Source organism: Polaribacter litorisediminis (genome assembly GCF_019968605.1).
Classification (GTDB): domain Bacteria; phylum Bacteroidota; class Bacteroidia; order Flavobacteriales; family Flavobacteriaceae; genus Polaribacter; species Polaribacter litorisediminis.
On the sequence record NZ_CP082966.1, the window covers coordinates 2516858 to 2538456 of the forward strand.

The 21599-nt window shown below is 33.1% G+C and carries 21 protein-coding genes and 1 tRNA gene; 7 read left to right on the top strand and 15 right to left on the bottom strand.

What is annotated here, in order from left to right; genetic code table 11:
* Window positions 1–7: 7 nt before the first annotated feature.
* Entirely contained in the window at window positions 8–823 is an 816-nt protein-coding gene (locus K8354_RS10760; protein WP_223439508.1) for a 2,3,4,5-tetrahydropyridine-2,6-dicarboxylate N-succinyltransferase, read from the bottom strand.
* Window positions 824–1007: 184 nt separating this feature from the next.
* Here K8354_RS10760 and ruvX point away from each other — a divergent pair, with 184 nt between their 5' ends.
* The 4 genes from ruvX to mazG all read left to right on the top strand — a co-directional run bounded on the left by ruvX (window position 1008) and on the right by mazG (window position 3427).
* On the top strand, window positions 1008–1418 hold the full coding sequence (ruvX, locus tag K8354_RS10765) for a Holliday junction resolvase RuvX (RefSeq protein WP_223439510.1): 411 nt from the start codon (window positions 1008–1010) through the stop codon (window positions 1416–1418).
* A 51-nt stretch (window positions 1419–1469) separates the two neighbouring features.
* Window positions 1470–2060, top strand: a complete 591-nt coding sequence (def, locus tag K8354_RS10770) for a peptide deformylase (RefSeq protein ID WP_223439512.1) — start codon at window positions 1470–1472, stop codon at window positions 2058–2060.
* A gap of 99 nt (window positions 2061–2159) precedes the next feature.
* Entirely contained in the window at window positions 2160–2582 is a 423-nt protein-coding gene (locus K8354_RS10775; RefSeq protein WP_223447665.1) for a DUF5606 family protein, read from the top strand.
* 65 nt (window positions 2583–2647) lie between these two features.
* The gene (gene mazG / locus K8354_RS10780; protein WP_223439514.1) at window positions 2648–3427 is read left to right on the top strand and encodes a nucleoside triphosphate pyrophosphohydrolase; all 780 of its coding nucleotides are present in this window, start codon (window positions 2648–2650) and stop codon (window positions 3425–3427) included.
* Here mazG and K8354_RS10785 read toward each other — a convergent pair.
* From K8354_RS10785 to K8354_RS10845, 13 genes are all read right to left on the bottom strand, one after another.
* Window positions 3424–4533, bottom strand: coding sequence for a lycopene cyclase family protein (locus K8354_RS10785; protein WP_223439516.1), 1110 nt, complete (start codon window positions 4531–4533; stop codon window positions 3424–3426). The two genes, mazG and K8354_RS10785, sit on opposite strands and share 4 nt — an antisense overlap.
* Before the next feature lie 154 nt (window positions 4534–4687).
* A complete protein-coding gene (locus K8354_RS10790) occupies window positions 4688–5545 on the bottom strand; it encodes an SHOCT domain-containing protein (protein ID WP_223439518.1) in 858 nt (285 codons plus the stop codon).
* A gap of 490 nt (window positions 5546–6035) precedes the next feature.
* On the bottom strand, window positions 6036–6317 hold the full coding sequence (locus K8354_RS10795; RefSeq protein WP_367890430.1) for a transposase: 282 nt from the start codon (window positions 6315–6317) through the stop codon (window positions 6036–6038).
* A gap of 273 nt (window positions 6318–6590) precedes the next feature.
* Window positions 6591–7043, bottom strand: coding sequence for a pyridoxamine 5'-phosphate oxidase family protein (locus K8354_RS10800; protein WP_223439522.1), 453 nt, complete (start codon window positions 7041–7043; stop codon window positions 6591–6593).
* Between the two features lie 198 nt (window positions 7044–7241).
* Window positions 7242–8747, bottom strand: a complete 1506-nt coding sequence (locus tag K8354_RS10805; RefSeq protein ID WP_223439524.1) for an IS5 family transposase — start codon at window positions 8745–8747, stop codon at window positions 7242–7244.
* A 270-nt stretch (window positions 8748–9017) separates the two neighbouring features.
* Window positions 9018–9095 (bottom strand) — tRNA-Val (locus K8354_RS10810).
* A 59-nt stretch (window positions 9096–9154) separates the two neighbouring features.
* Window positions 9155–10363 carry a bifunctional folylpolyglutamate synthase/dihydrofolate synthase gene (locus tag K8354_RS10815; protein WP_223439526.1) on the bottom strand — a complete coding sequence of 403 codons (1209 nt, stop codon included), beginning with the start codon at window positions 10361–10363 and terminating at the stop codon, window positions 9155–9157.
* Window positions 10364–10430: 67 nt separating this feature from the next.
* On the bottom strand, window positions 10431–11255 hold the full coding sequence (locus tag K8354_RS10820; protein WP_223439528.1) for an energy transducer TonB family protein: 825 nt from the start codon (window positions 11253–11255) through the stop codon (window positions 10431–10433).
* A 49-nt stretch (window positions 11256–11304) separates the two neighbouring features.
* Entirely contained in the window at window positions 11305–11697 is a 393-nt protein-coding gene (locus K8354_RS10825; RefSeq protein ID WP_223439530.1) for an ExbD/TolR family protein, read from the bottom strand.
* A gap of 89 nt (window positions 11698–11786) precedes the next feature.
* On the bottom strand, window positions 11787–12476 hold the full coding sequence (locus K8354_RS10830) for a MotA/TolQ/ExbB proton channel family protein (protein ID WP_223439532.1): 690 nt from the start codon (window positions 12474–12476) through the stop codon (window positions 11787–11789).
* 146 nt (window positions 12477–12622) lie between these two features.
* The gene (gene nhaD / locus K8354_RS10835; protein WP_223439534.1) at window positions 12623–14035 is read right to left on the bottom strand and encodes a sodium:proton antiporter NhaD; all 1413 of its coding nucleotides are present in this window, start codon (window positions 14033–14035) and stop codon (window positions 12623–12625) included.
* A 12-nt stretch (window positions 14036–14047) separates the two neighbouring features.
* Window positions 14048–15280 carry a Glu/Leu/Phe/Val dehydrogenase dimerization domain-containing protein gene (locus K8354_RS10840; RefSeq protein WP_223439536.1) on the bottom strand — a complete coding sequence of 411 codons (1233 nt, stop codon included), beginning with the start codon at window positions 15278–15280 and terminating at the stop codon, window positions 14048–14050.
* 255 nt (window positions 15281–15535) lie between these two features.
* The gene (locus K8354_RS10845) at window positions 15536–16594 is read right to left on the bottom strand and encodes an anhydro-N-acetylmuramic acid kinase (RefSeq protein ID WP_223439538.1); all 1059 of its coding nucleotides are present in this window, start codon (window positions 16592–16594) and stop codon (window positions 15536–15538) included.
* Between the two features lie 88 nt (window positions 16595–16682).
* Between K8354_RS10845 and K8354_RS10850 the strand changes: the two genes are divergently transcribed.
* Window positions 16683–17825: an acyl-CoA dehydrogenase gene (locus K8354_RS10850; protein ID WP_223439540.1), complete on the top strand. Its 1143-nt coding sequence runs from the start codon at window positions 16683–16685 to the stop codon at window positions 17823–17825.
* A 353-nt stretch (window positions 17826–18178) separates the two neighbouring features.
* On the opposite strand, the gene K8354_RS10855 is transcribed toward K8354_RS10850, so the two are convergent.
* The gene (locus tag K8354_RS10855; protein ID WP_223439541.1) at window positions 18179–18961 is read right to left on the bottom strand and encodes a tRNA pseudouridine synthase A; all 783 of its coding nucleotides are present in this window, start codon (window positions 18959–18961) and stop codon (window positions 18179–18181) included.
* A gap of 278 nt (window positions 18962–19239) precedes the next feature.
* Here K8354_RS10855 and K8354_RS10860 point away from each other — a divergent pair, with 278 nt between their 5' ends.
* Both K8354_RS10860 and K8354_RS10865 read left to right on the top strand, forming a co-directional pair.
* A complete protein-coding gene (locus K8354_RS10860; RefSeq protein WP_223439543.1) occupies window positions 19240–20229 on the top strand; it encodes a porin in 990 nt (329 codons plus the stop codon).
* Window positions 20230–20267: 38 nt separating this feature from the next.
* Window positions 20268–21575, top strand: coding sequence for an ammonium transporter (locus K8354_RS10865; protein ID WP_223439545.1), 1308 nt, complete (start codon window positions 20268–20270; stop codon window positions 21573–21575).
* The last annotated feature ends 24 nt before the right edge of the window (window positions 21576–21599 follow it).

Below are 21599 nucleotides of genomic sequence, written 5' to 3' on the forward strand. Positions count from 1 at the left end.
TTAACTCTTAAACAGCAACGTCATACTCACGCAATGCATCATTTAAAGACGTTTTTTTGTTGGTACTTTCTTTTCTTCTTCCAATAATTAAGGCACAAGGAACATTGTATTCGCCAGCTGCAAATTTCTTTGTATAACTGCCAGGAATTACTACAGATCTTGCCGGCACTCTCCCTTTCATTTCTATAGGTTCATCTCCAGTAACATCTATAATCTTCGTACTCATGGTTAACACAACATTTGCGCCCAAAACGGCTTCTTTTTCTACTCTTACACCTTCTACAACTATACATCTAGAACCTATAAAAGCGCCATCTTCTATAATTACTGGAGCAGCTTGTAGTGGTTCTAAAACACCTCCAATACCTACTCCCCCAGATAAATGAACGTTTTTACCAATTTGCGCACAAGATCCCACCGTTGCCCATGTATCCACCATCGTTCCTTCATCTACATACGCCCCAATATTTACATAACTAGGCATTAAAATAGTTCCTGCAGCAATATAAGCTCCATGTCTTGCCACTGCATTTGGCACTACTCTAATGCCTCTTTCTGCATAGTTTCTTTTTAGTGGAATTTTGTCATGATATTCAAAAATCCCAGCTTCTAAAGTTTCCATTTTTTGAATCGGAAAGTACAAAACAACGGCTTTTTTTATCCATTCATTTACTTGCCATCCGCCCGCTATAGGTTCTGCAACTCTTAGCGCTCCTTTGTCTAATAAATCAACTACTTCTCTAATGGTATTTATGGTAGTTTCTTCTTTTAATAAGTCACGATTTTCCCAAGCGGACTCTATAATTTCTCTGATATCTTTCATTTTAAAATTTACTTTTAGCAAATATAAATTTATCTGTAAAACCTATGGCGAATATACATTTTTTAAACAAATTACCCTTCCTTGTTTAAATTACAAAATAGCTTTTTTACCAAAAGCTGATTTTATTCATATTAATACTTATTAGTAACATTTAAACTTTATTTTTGCAAAAAAAGTATACAACTTGGGAAGAATTTTAGCCATCGATTTTGGAAAAAAAAGAACAGGAATTGCAGTTACAGACCCATTACAAATTATTGCTTCTGGCTTAACAACCGTAAATACAGATGACTTAATACCATTTTTAAAAGGCTACATTGCTAAAGAGCGTGTGGAACTTTTTTTAGTAGGCAAGCCGAAACAAATGGATAATTCAGATAGCGAAAGTGAGGCGCTGATTGTTCCTTTTTTAAAAAAATTATCCAAAGAAATACCACAAATTCCCGTGTTAAGAATAGATGAGCGTTTTACTTCTAAAATGGCTTTTCAATCGATGATTGATGGTGGATTGAAAAAAAATCAACGAAGAAATAAAGCTTTGGTTGATGAAATTAGTGCCACCATCATTTTACAGTCGTATTTATACAGCAAATAGTTTTGTTCAAGTTACAAACTTTGTACTTTTGCACTCAATAAAAAAAATAAAATGATTTTACCTATTGTAGCTTATGGAGATCCTGTTTTAAGAAAAGAAAGCAAGGAGATTGATGCAGATTATCCTAATTTAAAAGAGCTCATTGCCAACATGAAAGAAACCATGTACAATGCTTCTGGTGTTGGTTTGGCGGCTCCTCAAATCGGAAAAGCAATACGTTTGTTTATTATTGACGCTTCTCCTTTTGCAGAAGATGAAGATTTAGATGATGATGACAGAGCGATTTTAAAAACATTTAATAAAGTTTTTATCAATGCACAAATTCTAAAAGAAGAAGGTGAAGAATGGGCTTTTAATGAAGGCTGTTTAAGCATTCCTGATGTTCGTCAAGACGTATATCGTCAACCCAAAGTTACTTTTGAATATCAAGATGAAGATTTTAATACACATACAGAAGTTTTAGAGGGTTTAGCAGCGCGAGTTTTTCAGCATGAATACGATCATATTGAAGGAATTTTATTTACGGATAAGCTTTCATCTCTCAAAAAAAGATTGATAAAAAAGAAACTAGAAAACATTTCAAAAGGAAAAATAAATGCAGACTATAGAATGCGTTTTCCGAATTTAAAAAAAGGTAAATAACAAAAAAATAATGTCTGTTTGAATAAGGCTATTACAGGTAGTTTTCGAGACCGTAAAAACGCTACAATGTTCGAGGAGACCAACAATATAGAAACACATATGGAATTTAGTAAAATTATTTCGGTTACCGGTAAACCGGGTTTATTTCAAGTAATATCTCAGTCTAAAAATGCAATTATTGTAGAATCTTTAGCAGATCAAAAAAGAATGGCCATCAACTCTACTCAAAATGTGAGTTTATTAGAAAATATTGCGATTTACACGTACGAAGAAGACATTCCATTATTGAATGTTTTTAAAGCAATTTTCGAAAAAACAGGAGGTAAAGAAGCTATTTCTCATAAAGAAAGCGGAAAAAAACTAGCTTCATTTTTTGCAGAAGTTTTACCTAATTATGATGATGAAAGAGTGTACACTTCTAATATTAAAAAGGTAATTCAGTGGTTTAATATTTTGGTTGATGCCAAAATGGATTTTTCTGCAATACAAGAAGCTAAAGAAGAAAATACTGAAGAAGTTTAACAAACTTGTAGTTTCAAAAATAGAAGAACTATCTTCTTTACTCATCAATTTCAAAAAAAGCATATTTGAACTCAAGAAAAGAACAATTAGCTGCCTTTAATCGTTTGTTAGACATTATGGATGACCTCCGTGAAAAATGTCCTTGGGATCAAAAACAAACGCTAGAAAGCCTGCGACATTTAACTATTGAAGAAACGTATGAGCTTGCAGATGCCATTCTCGACAACGATTTAACTGAAATTAAAAAGGAATTAGGAGACGTTTTATTGCACATCGTTTTCTACGCAAAAATAGGCAGTGAAAAAAAGGCTTTTGATATTGGAGATGTTGCCAATGCTATTGCTGATAAATTAATTCATAGACATCCTCATATTTATGGGGATGTAAAAGTGAAGGATGAAGCAGATGTTAAGCGCAATTGGGAACAATTAAAACTAAAAGAAGGAAAAACTTCTGTTTTAGAAGGAGTTCCTAAAAGTTTACCCGCAGTTGTAAAAGCGAGTAGAATTCAAGAAAAAGTTGTAGGTGTTGGTTTTGATTGGGAAAAACCAGCGCAAGTTTGGGAAAAAGTACAAGAAGAACTTTCTGAACTTAACGAAGAAATTAAAGCAGGAAACAAAGAAAATACCGAAAAAGAGTTTGGTGATGTTTTGTTTTCCATGATTAATTACGCACGATTTATTGGTGTAAATCCTGAAAACGCACTTGAAAAGACCAATAAAAAATTCATCAATCGTTTTCAATATTTAGAAAAAGAAGCTAAAAAAGCAGGTAAAGAACTCGCTGATATGTCTCTGGTAGAAATGGATGAATACTGGGAAAAATCTAAAGAATACTTCTCTTAGATCTCTTCCAAACCATATTCTCCCGATAGCGATTGTATGGCTCTTTTTTTAGACACCAATTTAGAAATTAACAAAACAAAATCCATCAATAAATTATTTTGTGAGTACTTAAAAAATTTCTTTTGAGTATTTTTAGAACGCGTATAATTGGCGAAAAATCTTTTTTTCCAATTTTTCTCATAGGTCGTTAAATAGTTCAAATCATCTTTTTCTAAGGAAATATCAATAGCTTTACTCGCCATTAAAGCCGCTTCAAAAATAAACTTATACCCCTCGCCTACTATCGGGTTTACTTGCGAAACGCTATCACCGACACAAACCAAATTGTTCAGTACAAATTGATCTAAAACGGGTGTTATCGGAATGCTACCACCTTCTACTTTATCATTATCCTTTACCACGAGTTTTTTTATGTAGGGTATCTCTAATATTGTATGCAAACGGTTTTTTAAATCTTTTACTATTCGCACATCAAACGTACCAAAACCGATGATTGCTCTTTGATTTTTTAAAGGAAAAATCCAACCATAACCACCTTGATACATTTTACCCATTAAAAGAAACATCTCATTAGGATTTCCTAAATATTTCACATTGTATTCAACACCTGTTGCCAAATCTACTTTTTTAGCACGAAGTCCTACTTTTTTACTAATAATTCCATTGGTTCCTGAAGCATCAACAAATATTTTCCCAGTATATTTTATTTTATTTTGATCTGTTACCGATATAAAATTACCTACATCATCTTTTTCAATTGTTTTAATATTCACGCTCGTTTTTAGGGTAACATATTTTTCATCTAACGCGTCTAATAACTCAAGGTGTACTTTCTTTTTATCTAAAATATATAAATCGGATGGTATACTGCTTTTAACACGGCTAGAATGAAAGGTAATCTTATTTATTTGTCTAGCAACAACGGCTTCGGTTAGCTTAAAATCTTTTAAATTCATAAAACTTCCGAGTGTATTAAAAGAGAATTCTAGTACGTCTTTTTTTCTGTCTAGAATTAATGTTTTTCTTTTTTGATTGCTTAATTCTCTTGCTAAGATTAAGCCAGCTGTTCCTCCACCAATAATAACAACCTCAAAATTTGAATTCATAAACTAACGATTGGGTTCAAATAAAATTAAATGCAAGAAACAATAAATTCGTCTATAGAAAAAATATAGTTTAAAATTTTGCATAATGCAAAAAGCTTCACAAACTGATATTTTAGAATCAATCTGTGAAGCTTTTAAGATAAAAAAGGTTTTTCTACAACCTACTTAGTAATTCGGCTTTCTTGTTTTCGAACTCTACAACAGAAATAATTTCCTTGTTTTTTAAGTTTGATAACTTTTCAATTTTACTAAAAATATCTTCTTCCATATCATTATTTGTTTGGATGCCTTGAGTATTTTCTGAAACAATTTGCGCAGGTTGATTTTGTACAGGTTGATTTTGTACAGGTTGGTTTTGAACAGGTTGGTTTTGAACAGTATTATTCATACTATTTAAATTAGTATTGGTTTCCTGAACTTTTGGTTGGTCTTCTCCTCCTAAAACAATTGGCAAAGAATTTAAATCAACCGCCCCATATTGACTGGTAAAAGAAACTGAATAACTACCTCCTTGTTGCTGACCTACACCTCCTATTTGATGATCTAGGGTATTGAATACCGTAACTTTTCCGTTTTGCTGAATTGCCAGACGTCCAATATTCGAAAAAATAGCATAACGTGTATTGTTTTGACTTCCTGTAGAATTAGGATATCCTAAATCTCCCCACCAATTGCCACCAAAACTAGATTGTGCGCCTGCTTGCCCTTGATTTTGAATTTTAGGTAAAGGCTTATATTGAATTCCACCTTGCTGAATTAAATTTGAAATTTCGATACACAAACCATCTACCGTATATTTCAATTGATTGTTAAACATATCGCCAACCATGGTCATGCCTCCTTGCATCCATTGACCACCTCCGCCTAATTCAGGAATATTAAACTGTGCCATCGATCCATTGCTTCTCATTAAAGAATGTGTTAAATCTGTTACAGCACCAATACTTATTCCATAGCGATTAGCTATATTATTCATGCTCTGAAAACTAGCATCTGTGAATATTGCATTCATAATCTTTTTCTTATTTAGTTTGAAAATACTGGTATAGCATTTACGTCGCAAAGGTACTCTTTAAGAATACCAAACTCCTTCTTTTTACAACAAGTTTTTAGGTAAAGTAGCTGAATTTTAGTTCTCTAGAAAATTTAAAACAAACTAGAAAAAGCTTTCGTTTCACTGCGAATAACGTTGCTTTTTAACTCCTTAATGCCAATATTTTGTATTGTTTTAAAAGCCTTACTTGTAAAAACAATAAACAATCAAATTATTTTTAAAAAACCAGTAGCTTACTAAAAGAGTAATCCCTTGTTATTTGTATAATTATTGGTTATGCTTTATAGGCAACAGAAAGAAAAGATATCGTGAATATTCACTAGAAGTTTACTATTGTTTTATTTCGTTTTTTTGAAGCTAACTTTTGTACCTTTTTCAAAGGAAAAGAGAATAAAACTCCGGTTGCTATTTTTGGTTATTTATAGTATAATTTGTGATGTTAGCTTCTTCATATGTATTCCATGTAAATTGTGCGTTCTCTCTGTTGATTTTTCAATTGCTTTACTTCAGATGGATTAACCACGAATGATAATAAAGATAAGGATCTTTGAATTCTGGAATTCCTGTTTTTTGCTATTGTTGTTTTTTCTATTCCGATTCCTGATTGCACTTCAACTACAACATAGCCTACAAAATAGACGAATTTTTTGTAGTCATTATATAATGAAAATCCATTGGTTTCTCCAAAAACTATAGTAGTAGTTAAAATCCCCAAACGTTTTATGGTCAGATATTTTGAACTCTCCTAAACACCTTTAAATCAAGTTTTAAAAGGATTCAATTTCCTTATCCAATTCTTTAATTTGTTGCTCAAAAAATCCAAATTCTATTTTAATTAAGATATTATGCTCACTGATGCATCTCATGACTTAAAGTGTGCAATTGAACTTCTAAAAAATGCATATTTTAAATAAAAGTCAGACTTTATTCTTTTGCGCATAAAAAAATCAACTATTGCTAGATAAATTGTGTTATGTTCCTAAAAAACAAGTTCCTATAATTTTTAATCACCGCTCTTTTTTCCTGTTACTTCCTGAAGGGTGATTTTAAAGACAATCGGAATCTCTTCCTTGTTCATTTTAGCTGAAAAATCTTGTATAAAATCTAGGTTTTCTTCCTCTTTTTCTTGAATTAGAGCTTTAATTCCGCTAGTAAATTCGTGCAATTTACTTTTTGCACTGACTCCTGAAAGCTCTTCATAAGTCCCGTTTGATAAAACAGAGGTCCAATTGCTAACATCCCTTATTTCAGAAACCCCTAGCGATACTTTATTATTTTTTCGCATGGCATTCGTTTTATGACCTTCATTTGAATAACCGATAATTGTATTTTTAGAATCAAAAAAATATGTAATCGGAACTATATAAGGTTGATCGTAATGGCAATATGCTAAATAACCAATATAGTTCTTGGCTAATAGTTGATTGCATTCTGCTGGAGTTAAATCTTGTATCATATTTTTTTTTTAAAGTTAAAGAGCGCACCCAAAATACTTAAAATAAAACATAGAAACAATGACATTTGTCAGTTTTAGCATAAAATGAACAATTCAAAAAGCTTTTAGAGCTCAATTTAGAGGGGTTAGAAATATTAATTTCTTCTTATTTAGGATTTGCTGAGAAACTAGGAATTTAAAATTCACTTAAAGATGATTTTATACATACTGTTTGTCATATTTTCTATTTTGAATTTGTAACGGCTCTATGATGTTTTTAAAAGCCAATAGTATTGTATTTATTAATATTTTTATTGAAGTTTGGAGCCAAAAAACATTAATTTTTTGGTATCGTATCAAATTCATAATAAAAAATATTGTAGCAATCCAACTCTCAGAGGTATTTTTTAATCGAGCTCTTATTTTATTTAGATTGTAGCCGTTTTTACCTTGCCCAAACTTCCCTTCTATGTGGTTTCGTTCTGCTGCTTCTTTTCTTCGTTTTTGTTTTTCATAATAGGATTCTTCAAGCTGCTCTTTGCTTTTTCGTCCTAGTGGTGGTGCAGTTATTCGGATATTTCTTTGTTTAAGCCAAGCTCTGTTTTCTCGTGTGGCATAGATTTTATCGACTTGAACGAGTTCGGGGTAATAGCCGTGTAAAGTTTTATAATTTTCTACTTGTGAAATCAGATCTGATGATTCATTATAAGCGTCCCAACTTAGGGTATTGATTCTGGCAAAACCGTTTTCTAAATCTACACCTAATTTTGAGCCAAATTCTACCTTGGCATTTGTTTTACCACGAACTATAGGACGTACATGTGGCTGAAAAATACTGACGATTCTGTCTTTACAACTTTTTGTTTTTAGGTCATACATTTGTTTTTGCTGGTCATAAAGTATTTGAATAACCCAAAACAGTTTTTGTTCTCTGTGGCTTAGAGGAAAAGCTTGGCCTTTGGATTCATAATAATCGAGCTGCTTATGGATATGCTTTAGATTTCTTTTAACACATTCTAAAAGTTTACGGTTCATTTTTCGATGAGCAGCATTCGGTTTTCTCTTTTTCTTGGCGTAGTCTAAAAAAGCGGTATTCATTTTACGTCTATAGGTTCGTGGCTTTGTTCCTTTTTTACCTGATAATGCGTAGAGTTTGTCAATAATTTTTTCTAATTGCTTTCTGCTTGCATTTAAAAGTTTACTATCTGTTGGGTAGGTAATATATTGGTCGGCAACAGTAGCATCCATCTGAAGTTTCCCTTTGTTGGGTGGATGCTCATCTTCATCTTTTTTCTTTGCAATATGCTTGTTGTCTGAACTGGCACTACTTGACTTTATGAGTTCTGTGGTTAACTTATCAAAACTATCTATACCTATGCGTTTACGTATTTCAACAAACAAAGAGGGATCAAAAACAGGATGTGGGTTATACCCTTTTAAACCTATAAAATATTGCATGTAAATATTTTCTTGAATCGTTGCGATAACGCCTCTATCGTCTAAGTTCTCCATGTGTTTTATGATTAATGCACCCAAAACTATGCGTGGCGCAATACCTGGTCGACCTAGTTTTGTATTCATCAAGCTCATGTAAATACTAGCAAAAGTATCCCATGGAACTATTTGAGCTAACTTTACCCAACGATTTTCTGGCAGAAGCGACGTCTCAAATGGTGTTGCAAAACCTTCAATGCTTAACTGGTGTTCTGAAATATAATTTATCATAATGCAGAGATATTTAACGTAAGTTAATAAAATCTTTGCATTTTAACAAGGATTTTAATGAAAAATAAGAACCTATTTAACTGATTTTAAGAATATTAAATAGATGTAAGGTGTTTTTCAGCAAGCCCTATTTAGACTTACTAACATTTTTGCTTAAATTATAAATCCCACAACTTTTTGACTTGATCCCTTGATCCTTGATCCTTGATCAGCTTGAATTTAATTCTTTTGAACACAAAAAAATCCTACTATTTCTAGTAGGATTTACTTTGGTGGGCAATGAGGGATTCGAACCCCCGACCCTCTCGGTGTAAACGAGATGCTCTGAACCAACTGAGCTAATTGCCCTAAGCGGTTGCAAATATAACACAGATTTTAAGTATACCAAAATAAAAATAAACTTTTTTTTAAATTATTTCTGCCACCACAAATGTACTTCCGCCAACATAAATCATATCACCCTGATTTGCATTATTTAAGGCGTTCTGAAGTGCTTTTTGAACCGTTGTATATTTTTTTCCTATTAAATTGAAATGAGCTGCTTTTTCTTGTAAAACAACTTCATTCAAACCTCTTGGAATATTTGGCCTGCAAAAATAATACGTTGCATCTTTAGGGAAAAGTGGTAAAACGTCTTCTAACTTCTTATCTGAAACAAAACCTAAGACCATGTGTAATTTAATATATTTCTCTTGCTTAAGTTGATTTAATACTAGCGTTAAACCTTCTGTATTATGAGCTGTATCACAAATTACGCTCGGATTTTCTTGTAAAATCTGCCATCTTCCTTTTAAATTTGTGTTTTTTACAACATTTAAAAGTCCGGCAATAATATTTTTCTCAAAAACCTCGAATCCTTTTAAGTACTTTATAGCAGTAGCCGCGGTTTTTGAATTTGCCTTTTGATAATCTCCAAGCAAATCTGTTTGGTAAACTTTATCATCATCAGAGGCAAAGATAAGCACCGAATTATTTTCTTTTGCTTTTTTATGAAAGACCTTTTCTACTTCTGGCTGTTTTTCACCGATAATTACAGGAATGTTTTTTTTGATAATCCCTGCTTTTTCAAAGGCTATTTCTGGTAAGGTTTCTCCTAAAAACTGCGTATGATCTAATCCTATATTGGTGATGACAGCTAATTCTGGAATTATAATGTTTGTTGAATCTAAACGACCACCTAAACCGACTTCGATAATGGCAATATCTACTTTTTCACTAGCAAAATAGTCAAAAGCTAATCCGACTGTCATCTCGAAAAAAGACAATTTTTGATGTTCTAAAAATTCTTGATGTTTCGTTATAAAGGCTGAAACTTTGTGCTTCGGAATTTCATCACCATTAATTCTAATTCTCTCTGTAAAACTTTTTAAATGCGGCGATGTATACAAACCAACTTTATAGCCTGCCTCTTGTAAAATGGATGCCAACATATGCGATGTGGAACCTTTTCCATTGGTACCCCCAACATGAATGGATTTAAACTTTTTTTCCGGATAGTTTAACGCTTTAGAAAATGCTATAATATTCGTTAAATCTTTTTTGAATGCCACTTTACCCGCTCTTTGGTACATCGGTAATTGCGCAAACATCCAACTTACTGTTTCTTGGTATGTCATAATTCTGCTATTAGATTCCTGCCTTCGCAGGAATGACAGGAGGAGTAAAAATAAAACAAAAAGTATGTTATTTTACCAAAGAAAACTTATAAATAATGGTTCCTACTTGATTTACAGGCGCCTTATTATCTGCATTCCAAATTGTTTTTAATGCCGCTTCTCTTGCAGGTTTTAACAAACATGGCGATGTATTTGTAGAGCCTTTTATCCCAGGAACAGCACTAATTACTTTTCCGTTTTTATCTACTGTAATCCTAACTACTACAATTCCCTCTTCTTCACAATTAGGTTGTTCTATGGGTTTTGATAAAGCCTTTCTTCCTGCTAAATTGTAATTTCCGCCAGAACCACTGCCCGTATTTCCATAGTATTTATTAGAATCAGGATCTCCCTTTTCATTTCCTTTTACACCTTCTTTTTGATTGTCTCCCTCTCCCTTTGGCGCTCCATCCGAAGCGTTGCCATTTAATAAATTATTTAAGGCTTCTTGGGTTTCTTTTGAGGGTTTTGGTTTTGGTTTTTCTTTGGGAATTTCTTTTTGAACAACTTCCTTTACGGGTTCTTTTTTTGTTTCCTTTGTTTCAACAACAGGAACCTCTTTGGCAGTATCATCGGTAATGATTTCTTCTTTGATGATTTCCTTCGGAATTTCCTGAACCTCTTCCTCGATAATTTGTTGTTTCTCAACTAATGGAGCTGCAACTTTTTTTGTTTTTTCTACGGGCTCCCCACTACCGATATCTGAATCCCCATAATTAATAGCCAAACCATATTCTTCTGGCGGATCTAAATAGGTCATTCCATAATTAAAGATCACAAGCAATAAAAGCAACAATATAACGGCTGTTATAGCTGCTGATTTTCTTTTATGTTTTGTTTCTAGTATTGACATATTTTATTTTCATCAATTGCAATGCATTGAAAAACCATTTTAAAAAGACTTAATTACCTTTTACAGCTAATATCATTTTTAATTTATTCTTGTTTGCAATGTCGATTACCTTCATTACATTTTTATAGGGCACATCTTTATCTCCTCTAATGATAATCGTTTTCTTTTTATCTGTACCCACACTTTTTAAAATTTCACTTTCTAAACTTGCTGAATTTACAGCTGTTTTATCAATATAAAAAATGGATTTACTGGTAATGGTAACGGCTACAGATTTACTGTTTTCAGTTTTTCCGCCAGCTTTTGGCAGTAAAACATCAATAGCACTTACAGTAACTAAAGTAGATGTAAGCATAAAAAATATCAACAATAAAAAAACAATGTCTGTCATCGAAGACATATTGAATGTTGGATCTACTTTATTTCTTCCTCTTAAATTCATACTTTATGTTCAAAATTTAAAATTCAATATTTAAGGTTTAGGATTCTACTTTAAAACTTTGAATCTAAAACTTTAAACCTTGAACTCTTTTAGGCTGGTTCATTTAACAAATCTAAAAACTCAACCGATTTGGCTTCCATTTGATACACTACTTTATCGGTTCTTACCACCAAATGATTATAGGTAATATACGCAATAATCCCTACAATTAGCCCAGCTACCGTAGTTGTCATCGCTGTATACAATCCGTCTGAAAGCAACTTAATATCTATTTGACCACCAGCGTTCGCTATTTCATGGATTGCAACAATCATACCGATTACCGTTCCTAAGAAACCAATCATGGGTGCGACGCCTGCAATCGTTGCCAAAACAGATACATTTTTTTCTAATTGATATACCTCTAGCTTACCCGCAGTTTCTATGGCTTTCGTAATATCATCTAAAGGTTTTCCTATTCTAGAAATTCCTTTACCAATTAAGCGCGCAGTGGGTGTATTTTTACTTTTACATAAAGAGTCTGCCGATTCTAACTTGCCATTAGAAACATAATCTTTAATTTGATTCATAAAATTTACATCAATTTTTGATGCTGCTTTGATCGCAAAAAAACGTTCAAAATAAATATACAAACCAACCGCCAATAGCACAAAAAGAATCGCTATAATGATCTGTCCACCTAAACCGCCATCCATAATCAATTTATAAATGGACAATGTTTTTTCTTCTTGAAGAGCTTCTTCTAACAAATCTTGATTTTCTTGAAAAAATGAGGTCATGCAGCTATTTTTTTAAATTCTATTTTATTAACGACTATTCTTCTCTTAAATTGTTTCATTATTAAAAGAATATTGTTTTTAATTTTAAAAAAAAATGCCATTTCAAAGCGTTGTGAAATGACATTTTCTATTTTATTATCAACCTTTTAAAATAAAGTTCTTGTCACCATAAACGTTGCAGAACCTACTACAAAACCAATTAAAGCTAACCAAGATATTTTCTTTAAATACCAAAAGAAATCAATTTTCTCCATACCCATTGCCACCACTCCTGCAGCAGAACCAATAATTAGCATAGAACCTCCTGTACCTGCAGAGAAAGCAATAAAGTGCCATAATTCATTATCTAAAGGTTCAGAAAACATTCCTAAACTAGCTGCCACTAAAGGTACATTATCTATAATTGCAGAGCCTACTCCTAATAACATTACGACTAAATCAGAAACTCCCGTAACACCTGCTACATGCATTTCTGTACCCATCATTGGTATACTATCTTGTAAAGTTGATGCAAAATTAAAAAGAATTCCTAAGGACTCTAGTGCTGCCACTGCCATTAAAATTCCCAAGAAAAACAAAATACTTGGCATCTCTATTTTAGATAGTGATGCATGCACAGGGCTGTGTTGCGCTCCTGCAGCATGGCCTTCTGCATCCTCTGCGTCTATACTTGAGATAGAGAATTTAGAATTCGTATAAATTTCTGCAAAGGTAGCAACCACTGCTAAAGATAACATCATCCCTACATAAGGTGGTAAATGAGTTACCGTTTTGAACACAGGAACAAATAAAATTGCGCCCAAACCTAAATACAACATTCTTGCACTATGCGGACTTTTTGCTTTTTCTTTTTCCTCATCATCAAAATCAATTTCACCTTTAAAGGCAGGTAAAAAAGAAGCTATAAAAGTAGGAACTACCATACAAAGTAAAGAAGGCAGCAACAAATACTCAATTAATTTTAAGGTGGTTACTTTTTTACCAATCCAGAGCATTGTTGTTGTTACATCTCCAATAGGAGACCAAGCGCCACCTGCATTTGCCGCGATAATAATTAAACCCGCAAACCAAATTCTTTCATCTCTATTTTTTACAATTTTCTGTAAAATTGAAATCAAAACGATGGTTGCCGTTAGGTTATCTATAATTGCAGATAAAATGAATGCTAATACGGAAAACATCCATAATAATTTCTTTTTACCCTTAAAATTTACGTATCCTTTAATCGTAGAAAAACCGTCAAAATAATCAATAATTTCAACAATCGTCATAGCTCCTAAAAGAAAGACTAAAATTTCAGCTGTTTTTCCTAAGTGATGTAATAAGGTTTCTTCTACTAAATGTAATTTATCAGCATGCACCATAGAGGCAAAACCATCTACTAAACTATGATTGGCGGAATCAAACCAGTTCGTAAAATTATCAACTCCCAGAGCCACTAAAGCCCAACAAACTGCCATCATGATTAAGGCGGGAATTAATTTATCTAATTTTAAATTATGTTCTAAAGTAATGGCTAAATACCCCATTACAAATACAATAATAATTACTGACTCCATATATATCCTAGTTTAAATTAGTTGTTTTAATGCGATTTCGAATGCTGTTGAACAAATTTTTGTTTTAGAGGCACTCTTTTTAAAAGTTCTTTGCAATGCTTTTTTAATAACACTAGAGGTATCATTAAATATGGCTTTATCTTGCATTGGTAGATCAATTTTTGATTCCATTAAATAGGCAAAAACTCGTGCGATTCCGCAATTTGAAATAAAATCTGGTAATAAGCTTAAATGGCTGTCTGTATACTCCATAATAGGACCAAAGAAAATTTCTTTATCTGCAAAAGGAACATTGGCTCCAGGAGATATTACTTCTAAACCCGAATCTATCATTTGCTGCACCTGGTCTTGAGAAACTAATCTAGAAGCTGCCGCCGGAACAAATATTTCTGCGGGCAAACTCCAAATTTTATTATTAATTTCCTCAAAAGAAATCATGTTTTTAGACACTAATTTATTTCCATCTTTCGATAAAAATAAAGCCTTCATTTCTTGCATGGTAAAACCTTCTTCATTGATTAAGCCGCCCTCTCTGTCTATAATTCCAACAACTTTTGCTCCTAACTGCGTTAAATAATACGCTGCTGCCGAACCTACATTTCCAAATCCTTGCACAATGGCTCTTTTTCCTTCTATTTCACCACCGTAAATATCATAATAATGTTTTACAGCTTCTGCTACTCCATACCCTGTTAACATATCTGCAACGGTATATTTTCGAGATACATCTGGCGAAAACTCCTTATCTTCAAGTACTTTTATGACACCCAGTCTTAATTGACCAATTCTATTTATTTTATCAGCTTCTGTTGGTTTAAAATGTCCGTTAAAAATTCCTTCTTGTGGATGCCAAACACCACAACTTTCTGTAATGGGAATCACATCTTTATCGGCATCGACATTTAAATCTCCTCCGGTACCATAATAATGTTTTAAAAGCGGAGTAACCGCTTTGTACCAGCGTTCTAAAACACCTCTTTTTCTTGGGTCATTTGGATCAAAATTAATTCCCGATTTTGCGCCTCCAATTGCAGGTCCAGACACGGTAAACTTCACTTCCATTGTTTTTGCTAAGGATAAAACTTCATTCATATTCAATCCTTTACGCATTCTGGTTCCACCACCTGCAGCACCTCCTCTTAAAGAGTTGATCACGGTCCAACCTTCAGCCTCTGTTTCTTGATCTTTCCAATGAAAAACAATCTCTGGCTGTTTATTTTCGTATATTTTTAATAATTCTTTCATTCTAAATTTTGATAATTTTTCAACTTGATAGTACTTATTTTTCTATGCAATTTTCTTCGAAATATTAAATTAAAGAAGCTAAAGTTGATTCATTTTTAAAATTAATTTTAGAATTATTATTTTTATGAAAGTGCCTTGGACAAACTTACTGTAAAAAAATTAAATTTTAAAATTTTAGGTGAAAAAGAATTTTATCAAATTTCAACCCGAATTTCCTGTAAAAATAGCCTATTTACCCTTAGAAAATTGAAAAAACTAGGGATAAAAAATAACTCCCGAAGAATGATTTTCACGAGCTCCTGTAACCGATTTTAAGCAATTAATTTGATTGTTGATTTTTAACAAACCTAAAAAAGCAAAAAGTAAAGCTTCTTTAAAATCAATCAATTCTTTTGCTGGTTTTTCAATTGAATTCTTTGCATACCACTGAATTCTTTGCATTAAAAAAGAATTAAAAGCACCTCCTCCAGTTATTAAAACAGCATCATGCTGATACATAACCTTTCCAATTTGTATGGCAACATGTTCTACAAAGGTTCTTAATATAGATGGTATATCGGCTTCTAAAGCATCAATTAAAGGAAAAATTTCTTTTTGAACCCATTCTAATCCTAAAGATTTTGGAGGTGATTTTTGATAAAAGGGAATCGCATTCAATTGTCCTAAAAGCTTCTGATTTATATTTCCTTTGGAGGATATTTCTCCGGCATCATCAAACTCAAACCCCAATTTATTCACATAAAAATTTAGGACAATATTTACTGGACAAATGTCGTAAGCGATTCTTGTACCCTCTTTATCATAGGAGATATTAGAAAATCCGCCAAGATTTAAACAGAAATCATATTCAGAAAATAATAGCGCATCACCAATTGGCACTAAGGGTGCACCCTGCCCTCCTAATTGAACATCTTGGGTTCTAAAATCGCACACAACTTTTTGATGGGTGATTTTAGTAATTTCTCTGCCAGCACCAATTTGTAAAGTAATTCCTTTTTCTGGTTGATGCAGAATTGTATGTCCGTGAGAAGCAATAAAATCAATTGTTTTAATTTTGTCATTTTCTATAAATTGACGAACTGTTTCACCCAAATAACGTCCATAATCGATATCTAATCGCGCCAGTTCTTCTTCTGAAAAATCAATAGCATTTTGCAAAAGTTGTTTCCATTCTTTAGAATATTTTATCGTTTCTGCATGAATAATTTTAAAATCAGTGTAATTATTCTGATTAAAAGAAACATACACCAAATCTACGCCATCTAAAGATGTGCCAGACATGACTCCTATTGAAAAAGTTTGATTTTTAATCATATCCGTAAAAATAATAAAACTCTCATGAAATTATGTTACGAAATCGATATCTTTGCACTTAAAATTACGAATAATATAAAAATATAATATGGATTTTAGTTTAACAGAAGAACACATCATGATTCGTGATGCCGCCAGAGATTTTGCACAAACAGAATTGTTACCTGGTGTTATTGAAAGAGACAACAAACAAGAATTTCCACAAGAATTGGTCAGAAAAATGGGCGATTTAGGTTTTATGGGAATTATGGTAGATCCAAAATATGGAGGAAGCGGCATGGATGCCATTTCTTATGTATTAATAATGGAAGAATTGTCTAAAATAGATGCATCTGCTTCCGTGATTGTTTCTGTAAACAATTCATTAGTTTGCTATGGTTTAGAAACTTATGGAAACGAAACACAAAAACAAAAATATTTAACAAAATTAGCAACAGGAGAATTTGTTGGCGCATTTTGTTTAAGCGAACCAGAGGCGGGTTCAGACGCAACTTCTCAAGCTACAACAGCCATTGACAAAGGAGATCATTATGTAATCAATGGAACAAAAAACTGGATTACAAGTGGCGGACGTGCTGATGTTTATTTAGTGATTGCACAAACAGATAAAGAAAAAGGACACAAAGGGATTAATGCTTTTATCGTAGAAAAAGGCACCGAAGGTTTTTACGTAGGACCTAAAGAAGATAAATTAGGAATTCGTGGCTCAGACACACACACCTTGCAATTTAATGATGTAAAAGTTCCGAAAGAAAACAGAATTAGCGAAGACGGTTTCGGATTTAAATTTGCAATGAAAACGCTTTCAGGCGGAAGAATTGGTATTGCCGCACAAGCTTTAGGAATTGCTGCTGGTGGGTATGAATTAGCGCTAAAATACTCTAAAGAACGCAAAGCATTCGGCACAGAAATTTGCAACCACCAAGCCATTGCCTTTAAATTAGCGGATATGTATACAGAAATTGAAGCGGCAAGAATGATGGTTATGAAAGCTGCATGGGACAAAGATCAAGGTAATAATTACGATATGTCTTCTGCTATGGCAAAATTATATGCCTCTAAAGTTGCCATGGAACAAACCGTGGAAGCCGTTCAAATTCACGGTGGAAATGGTTTTGTAAAAGAATATCATGTAGAACGTTTAATGCGTGATGCAAAAATTACACAGATTTATGAAGGAACTTCAGAAATTCAGAAAATTGTAATTTCTAGAGGCGTTATCAAAGGATAACATAAAGATAAGAACATTCATATCCCACAAGGTTTTCTAAACTATGTGGGATTTTTTTTGGGCGCAATTTTACAAAAAATAACAACCTCCACAGAGGGTCATTTCGACGTTAAGAGAATTCCCATAAACCAAAGTTCCAAAGTTATGAACCTTTACTCGATCTCTCCCTTTGGTCGAAAAAGTACAACTACACGCTATCATTTATGGTTCAATTCTTTTCTTTTGGGCGCAACCTTTCAGGTCAGGCTTTCAGCACTCGCTTTTTTTTCTAAAAAAGAAAAAAGAGCTCAAACATTAGCCTGTCTTGAGCGTAGTCGAAAGGCTTCAATCCTTTGCGCAGGAGTATTTACAAACTACAGTTGTAACTCAATATCATATAACTGCAATCCAGAAGAGGGCGCAATATTTCGCAGAAATTTCCTATCATTATCTTCTTTTAAGGAAGTTTCAATAAATTGCAAATCAAGATTCCCTTTCCCTAGCTCAAACAATGTTGCCATCATGAATCTAATTTGATATCTCAAAAAACCTTTTCCCCTTACTTTTAGAACATAACTTTTCTCAGGAAAAAAATTAGCCGTTAAAATAGTGTTTTCAACTATCTCGCAAGAGTCTATAGTTCTCTTAAAAATAGTGCCTTCGGATGGTTTTGTACAGTATTTATGAAAATAATGCTCGCCTTCAAATAATTTTGCTCCTTTTACCATTTGTTCTATATCTAAATTCTCTAAAAACCCAATAATAAAGGGAGCAGAAAAAGGATGGTTTTTAGCACCAAAAGAAAAGTAATAGTGATACTCTTTTATCTTAGAAGCCTGAATTATATTAAATTTTATAGCTACTTCTTTGATTGACATTGCCTTAAAATCTCCAGGAAGATTGGAATTAAAAGAGCCTAAAAAGTTACTTTCATCCAAAACCTCCTTTATAAAAAGCTGCATATAAAAGGAATTTGCAGATACTTTTGCATCGGTTCTGCCAATTCCTAAAGTCTTAAAATCAGCATGTTCAAAAACAAAAGACAGCGATTTATCCACCATTTCATGCAAAGTTTTGGCATTTGTTTGTTTTTGCCAACCTGAAAAACGAAAACCAAGAAATTGTAAGTGAATTAGGTAAGATTTTGAATATTTCATAAGTGTAAAAGTACAATAATTACATTTTTTTTTAGAAAACACTCATTTTTATGAATATCTTAAAATTATAGCATCCTTTTTTATGAACCTAATATTTTGCACCCCATAAAAGCATAAAAATAGACTTATCTCAAATTAACCCCTATTTTTTTGAGGGTATACAATCAAACTACATCGTTTTCTAAAAAACACTCCCCTTGCTAGTTTGAATTTAATATATACATTTGGCGAATATTCATTAACAAATAATTAACAACAATTATTAAAGATCATTAATTATGAAGAAAATTATTTTAACTTTATTATTAGCAAGTAGCTTAGTAATGACTGGGCAAGAGAAAGAAGAAAAAACATTTACATTAAGCGGAAGCGTTGATACGTATTTTAGAGGCAATATTAGTGGAGGTACTTTTGACACTGCACCAGGTAGTTCTTTTGCTAACCAACCAGGGTTTGCTTTGGGTATGATTAATTTAATTGCTGCATACGAAGGAGAAAAAGTAGGTTTTGTTGCAGATATGGTATATGGACCAAGAGGTGCAGATGCTGTTTTTGGATCACCCTCTGGAAGTGCTCAAATAGTTAATCAATTATATGCTTATTGGAAAGTAAGTGAAAGTGTAACATTAACCATGGGTAACTTCAATACTTTTTTAGGGTATGAAGTAATTTCTCCAACTGCAAACTTTAACTATAGTACTTCTTATTTATTCTCTTATGGCCCATTTAGCCATACAGGTATAAAGGCAGATTTTGCTTTATCAGAAAATACTTCTTTAATGTTAGCGGTTATGAATCCTACAGACGCAACAGAATTTAATCCAAATGGTAGTTACGCTTTCGGAGCTCAATTAGGTTTTTCTGGTCAATATTTCAATTTCTTGTATGATCAAGGAGCTTACGAAATCGACTTTACTGGTGGTTTTGATTTATCAGAAACTTTCTTTTTAGGTGTAAATGCAGCTTATTTCTCAGGAGATGACGCACCAGGATTCTATGGAGCAGCTTTATATCCACAAATAGCAACATCTGACAGTTTTAAAATTGGTTTAAGAGCTGAACTTTTCCAAGAAACTGATGGTGAATTTGGGGCAATTGGAACGGGTGTAGCTGATTCTAGCGTATTTGCTACTACTTTAACAGGTAATTATACTATTGGTTCTTTAACAATAATCCCTGAATTAAGATTAGATTCTGCATCTGAAGCTGCATTTGTTGGAGACAAATCATTAAGTACTTTCTTATTAGCTGCAGTTTACTCTTTCTAAGAGAAGAAAACTATTATCACTAACTAAAATTATATAACATGAGTTTATTTTTAACATTATTACAAGACACTCCTGCTACTGAAGCTGCAAAAGTTTTAGAGCAAGTAAACGGAGATATGGGAATGCTTTGGATGCTGATTGCAGGTATCTTAGTTTTCCTAATGCAAGCAGGTTTTACATTGGTAGAATCTGGTATGACAAGATCTAAAAATGCGGTAAATATCGCAATGAAAAACTTACTTGATATTTGTGTGGGTTCTATCACATTCTGGTTAGTAGGATATTCTTTAATGTACGGAGACACCTCAAACGGATGGTTCTTCTGGAGTGGCTTATTCCAAGGTGAAGGCGCAGATTTATTCTTTCAAACTATGTTTGCTGCAACCACAGCAACCATTGTATCTGGCGCTATTGCGGGAAGAACAAAATATTCTACGTACATTATTTTCTCTCTTGTAATGACCGCGATTATCTACCCAATTTCTGGTGGATGGGAATGGAATGGCGGATGGTTAAATGATACCGAAGGGATTATGCCTGCTGAATTTATAGATTTTGCTGGTTCTTCTATTGTGCACTCTGTGGGTGGATGGGCTGCTTTAGTCGCTGCCTTTATGGTAGGTCCAAGAATTGGGAAATTTGTAAACGGAAAAGTATTTGAAATTCCAGGGCATAACCAAATTTTAGCAACTTTAGGTGTTTTTATTCTTTGGTTTGGTTGGTTTGGCTTTAACGGTGGATCTCAATTAGCTTGGGGTGGTACTGATGCAACTGCAGCTTCTAACGTTGTTTTAATTACTAATTTAGCAGCAGCAGCTGGTGGACTAGGAGCTTTAATTACAACTTGGATCTGGTACGGAAAGCCAAATTTGGCACAAACTTTAAATGGTACATTAGCTGGTTTGGTAAGTATTACTGCTGGTTGTGGTAATATGACCTCTGGTGGTGCTGTATTAGCTGGTTTAATTGGTGGTATTTTAGTGGTATTCTCAATTGAATTTATAGAAAAGAAATTAAAAATTGATGATGCTATTGGTGCTGCATCTGTACACGGTGTTGCCGGTGCATGGGGTACTTTAGTGATTGGCCTTTGGGGCGTTGATGGTGATACCGCTATTGGATTATTCAACGGTGGTGGAGCTGCACAATTAGGTGCACAAGCTATTGGAGTTTTAGCATACGCTGCTTGGGCTGTTGGTTTGTCTTTTATTGTTCTTGCAATCTTAAAAGCAACTATGGGATTACGTGTAAGCGAACAAGTAGAGTTAGATGGTTTAGATATCTCTGAGCATGGTTCTATTGCTTATCCTGGTAAAAGAGTAAGAGAAATTGATGAAGACAAATAATAGATAACGCATTAGTATTGTATT

What these genes read in the sequence shown, in the direction of transcription:
- K8354_RS10785 (WP_223439516.1), bottom strand. Translation starts at nt 4,533, where the DNA reads ATGAATTCAAATTTTGAGGTTGTTATTATTGGTGGAGGAACAGCTGGC.
- K8354_RS10775 (WP_223447665.1), top strand. Translation starts at nt 2,160, where the DNA reads ATGGAATTTAGTAAAATTATTTCGGTTACCGGTAAACCGGGTTTATTT.
- def (WP_223439512.1), top strand. Translation starts at nt 1,470, where the DNA reads ATGATTTTACCTATTGTAGCTTATGGAGATCCTGTTTTAAGAAAAGAA.
- K8354_RS10820 (WP_223439528.1), bottom strand. Translation starts at nt 11,255, where the DNA reads ATGTCAATACTAGAAACAAAACATAAAAGAAAATCAGCAGCTATAACA.
- K8354_RS10790 (WP_223439518.1), bottom strand. Translation starts at nt 5,545, where the DNA reads ATGAATGCAATATTCACAGATGCTAGTTTTCAGAGCATGAATAATATA.
- K8354_RS10850 (WP_223439540.1), top strand. Translation starts at nt 16,683, where the DNA reads ATGGATTTTAGTTTAACAGAAGAACACATCATGATTCGTGATGCCGCC.
- K8354_RS10855 (WP_223439541.1), bottom strand. Translation starts at nt 18,961, where the DNA reads ATGAAATATTCAAAATCTTACCTAATTCACTTACAATTTCTTGGTTTT.
- K8354_RS10825 (WP_223439530.1), bottom strand. Translation starts at nt 11,697, where the DNA reads ATGAATTTAAGAGGAAGAAATAAAGTAGATCCAACATTCAATATGTCT.
- nhaD (WP_223439534.1), bottom strand. Translation starts at nt 14,035, where the DNA reads ATGGAGTCAGTAATTATTATTGTATTTGTAATGGGGTATTTAGCCATT.
- K8354_RS10760 (WP_223439508.1), bottom strand. Translation starts at nt 823, where the DNA reads ATGAAAGATATCAGAGAAATTATAGAGTCCGCTTGGGAAAATCGTGAC.
- K8354_RS10800 (WP_223439522.1), bottom strand. Translation starts at nt 7,043, where the DNA reads ATGATACAAGATTTAACTCCAGCAGAATGCAATCAACTATTAGCCAAG.
- K8354_RS10860 (WP_223439543.1), top strand. Translation starts at nt 19,240, where the DNA reads ATGAAGAAAATTATTTTAACTTTATTATTAGCAAGTAGCTTAGTAATG.
- K8354_RS10845 (WP_223439538.1), bottom strand. Translation starts at nt 16,594, where the DNA reads ATGATTAAAAATCAAACTTTTTCAATAGGAGTCATGTCTGGCACATCT.
- K8354_RS10830 (WP_223439532.1), bottom strand. Translation starts at nt 12,476, where the DNA reads ATGACCTCATTTTTTCAAGAAAATCAAGATTTGTTAGAAGAAGCTCTT.
- K8354_RS10805 (WP_223439524.1), bottom strand. Translation starts at nt 8,747, where the DNA reads ATGATAAATTATATTTCAGAACACCAGTTAAGCATTGAAGGTTTTGCA.
- K8354_RS10815 (WP_223439526.1), bottom strand. Translation starts at nt 10,363, where the DNA reads ATGACATACCAAGAAACAGTAAGTTGGATGTTTGCGCAATTACCGATG.
- K8354_RS10840 (WP_223439536.1), bottom strand. Translation starts at nt 15,280, where the DNA reads ATGAAAGAATTATTAAAAATATACGAAAATAAACAGCCAGAGATTGTT.
- K8354_RS10865 (WP_223439545.1), top strand. Translation starts at nt 20,268, where the DNA reads ATGAGTTTATTTTTAACATTATTACAAGACACTCCTGCTACTGAAGCT.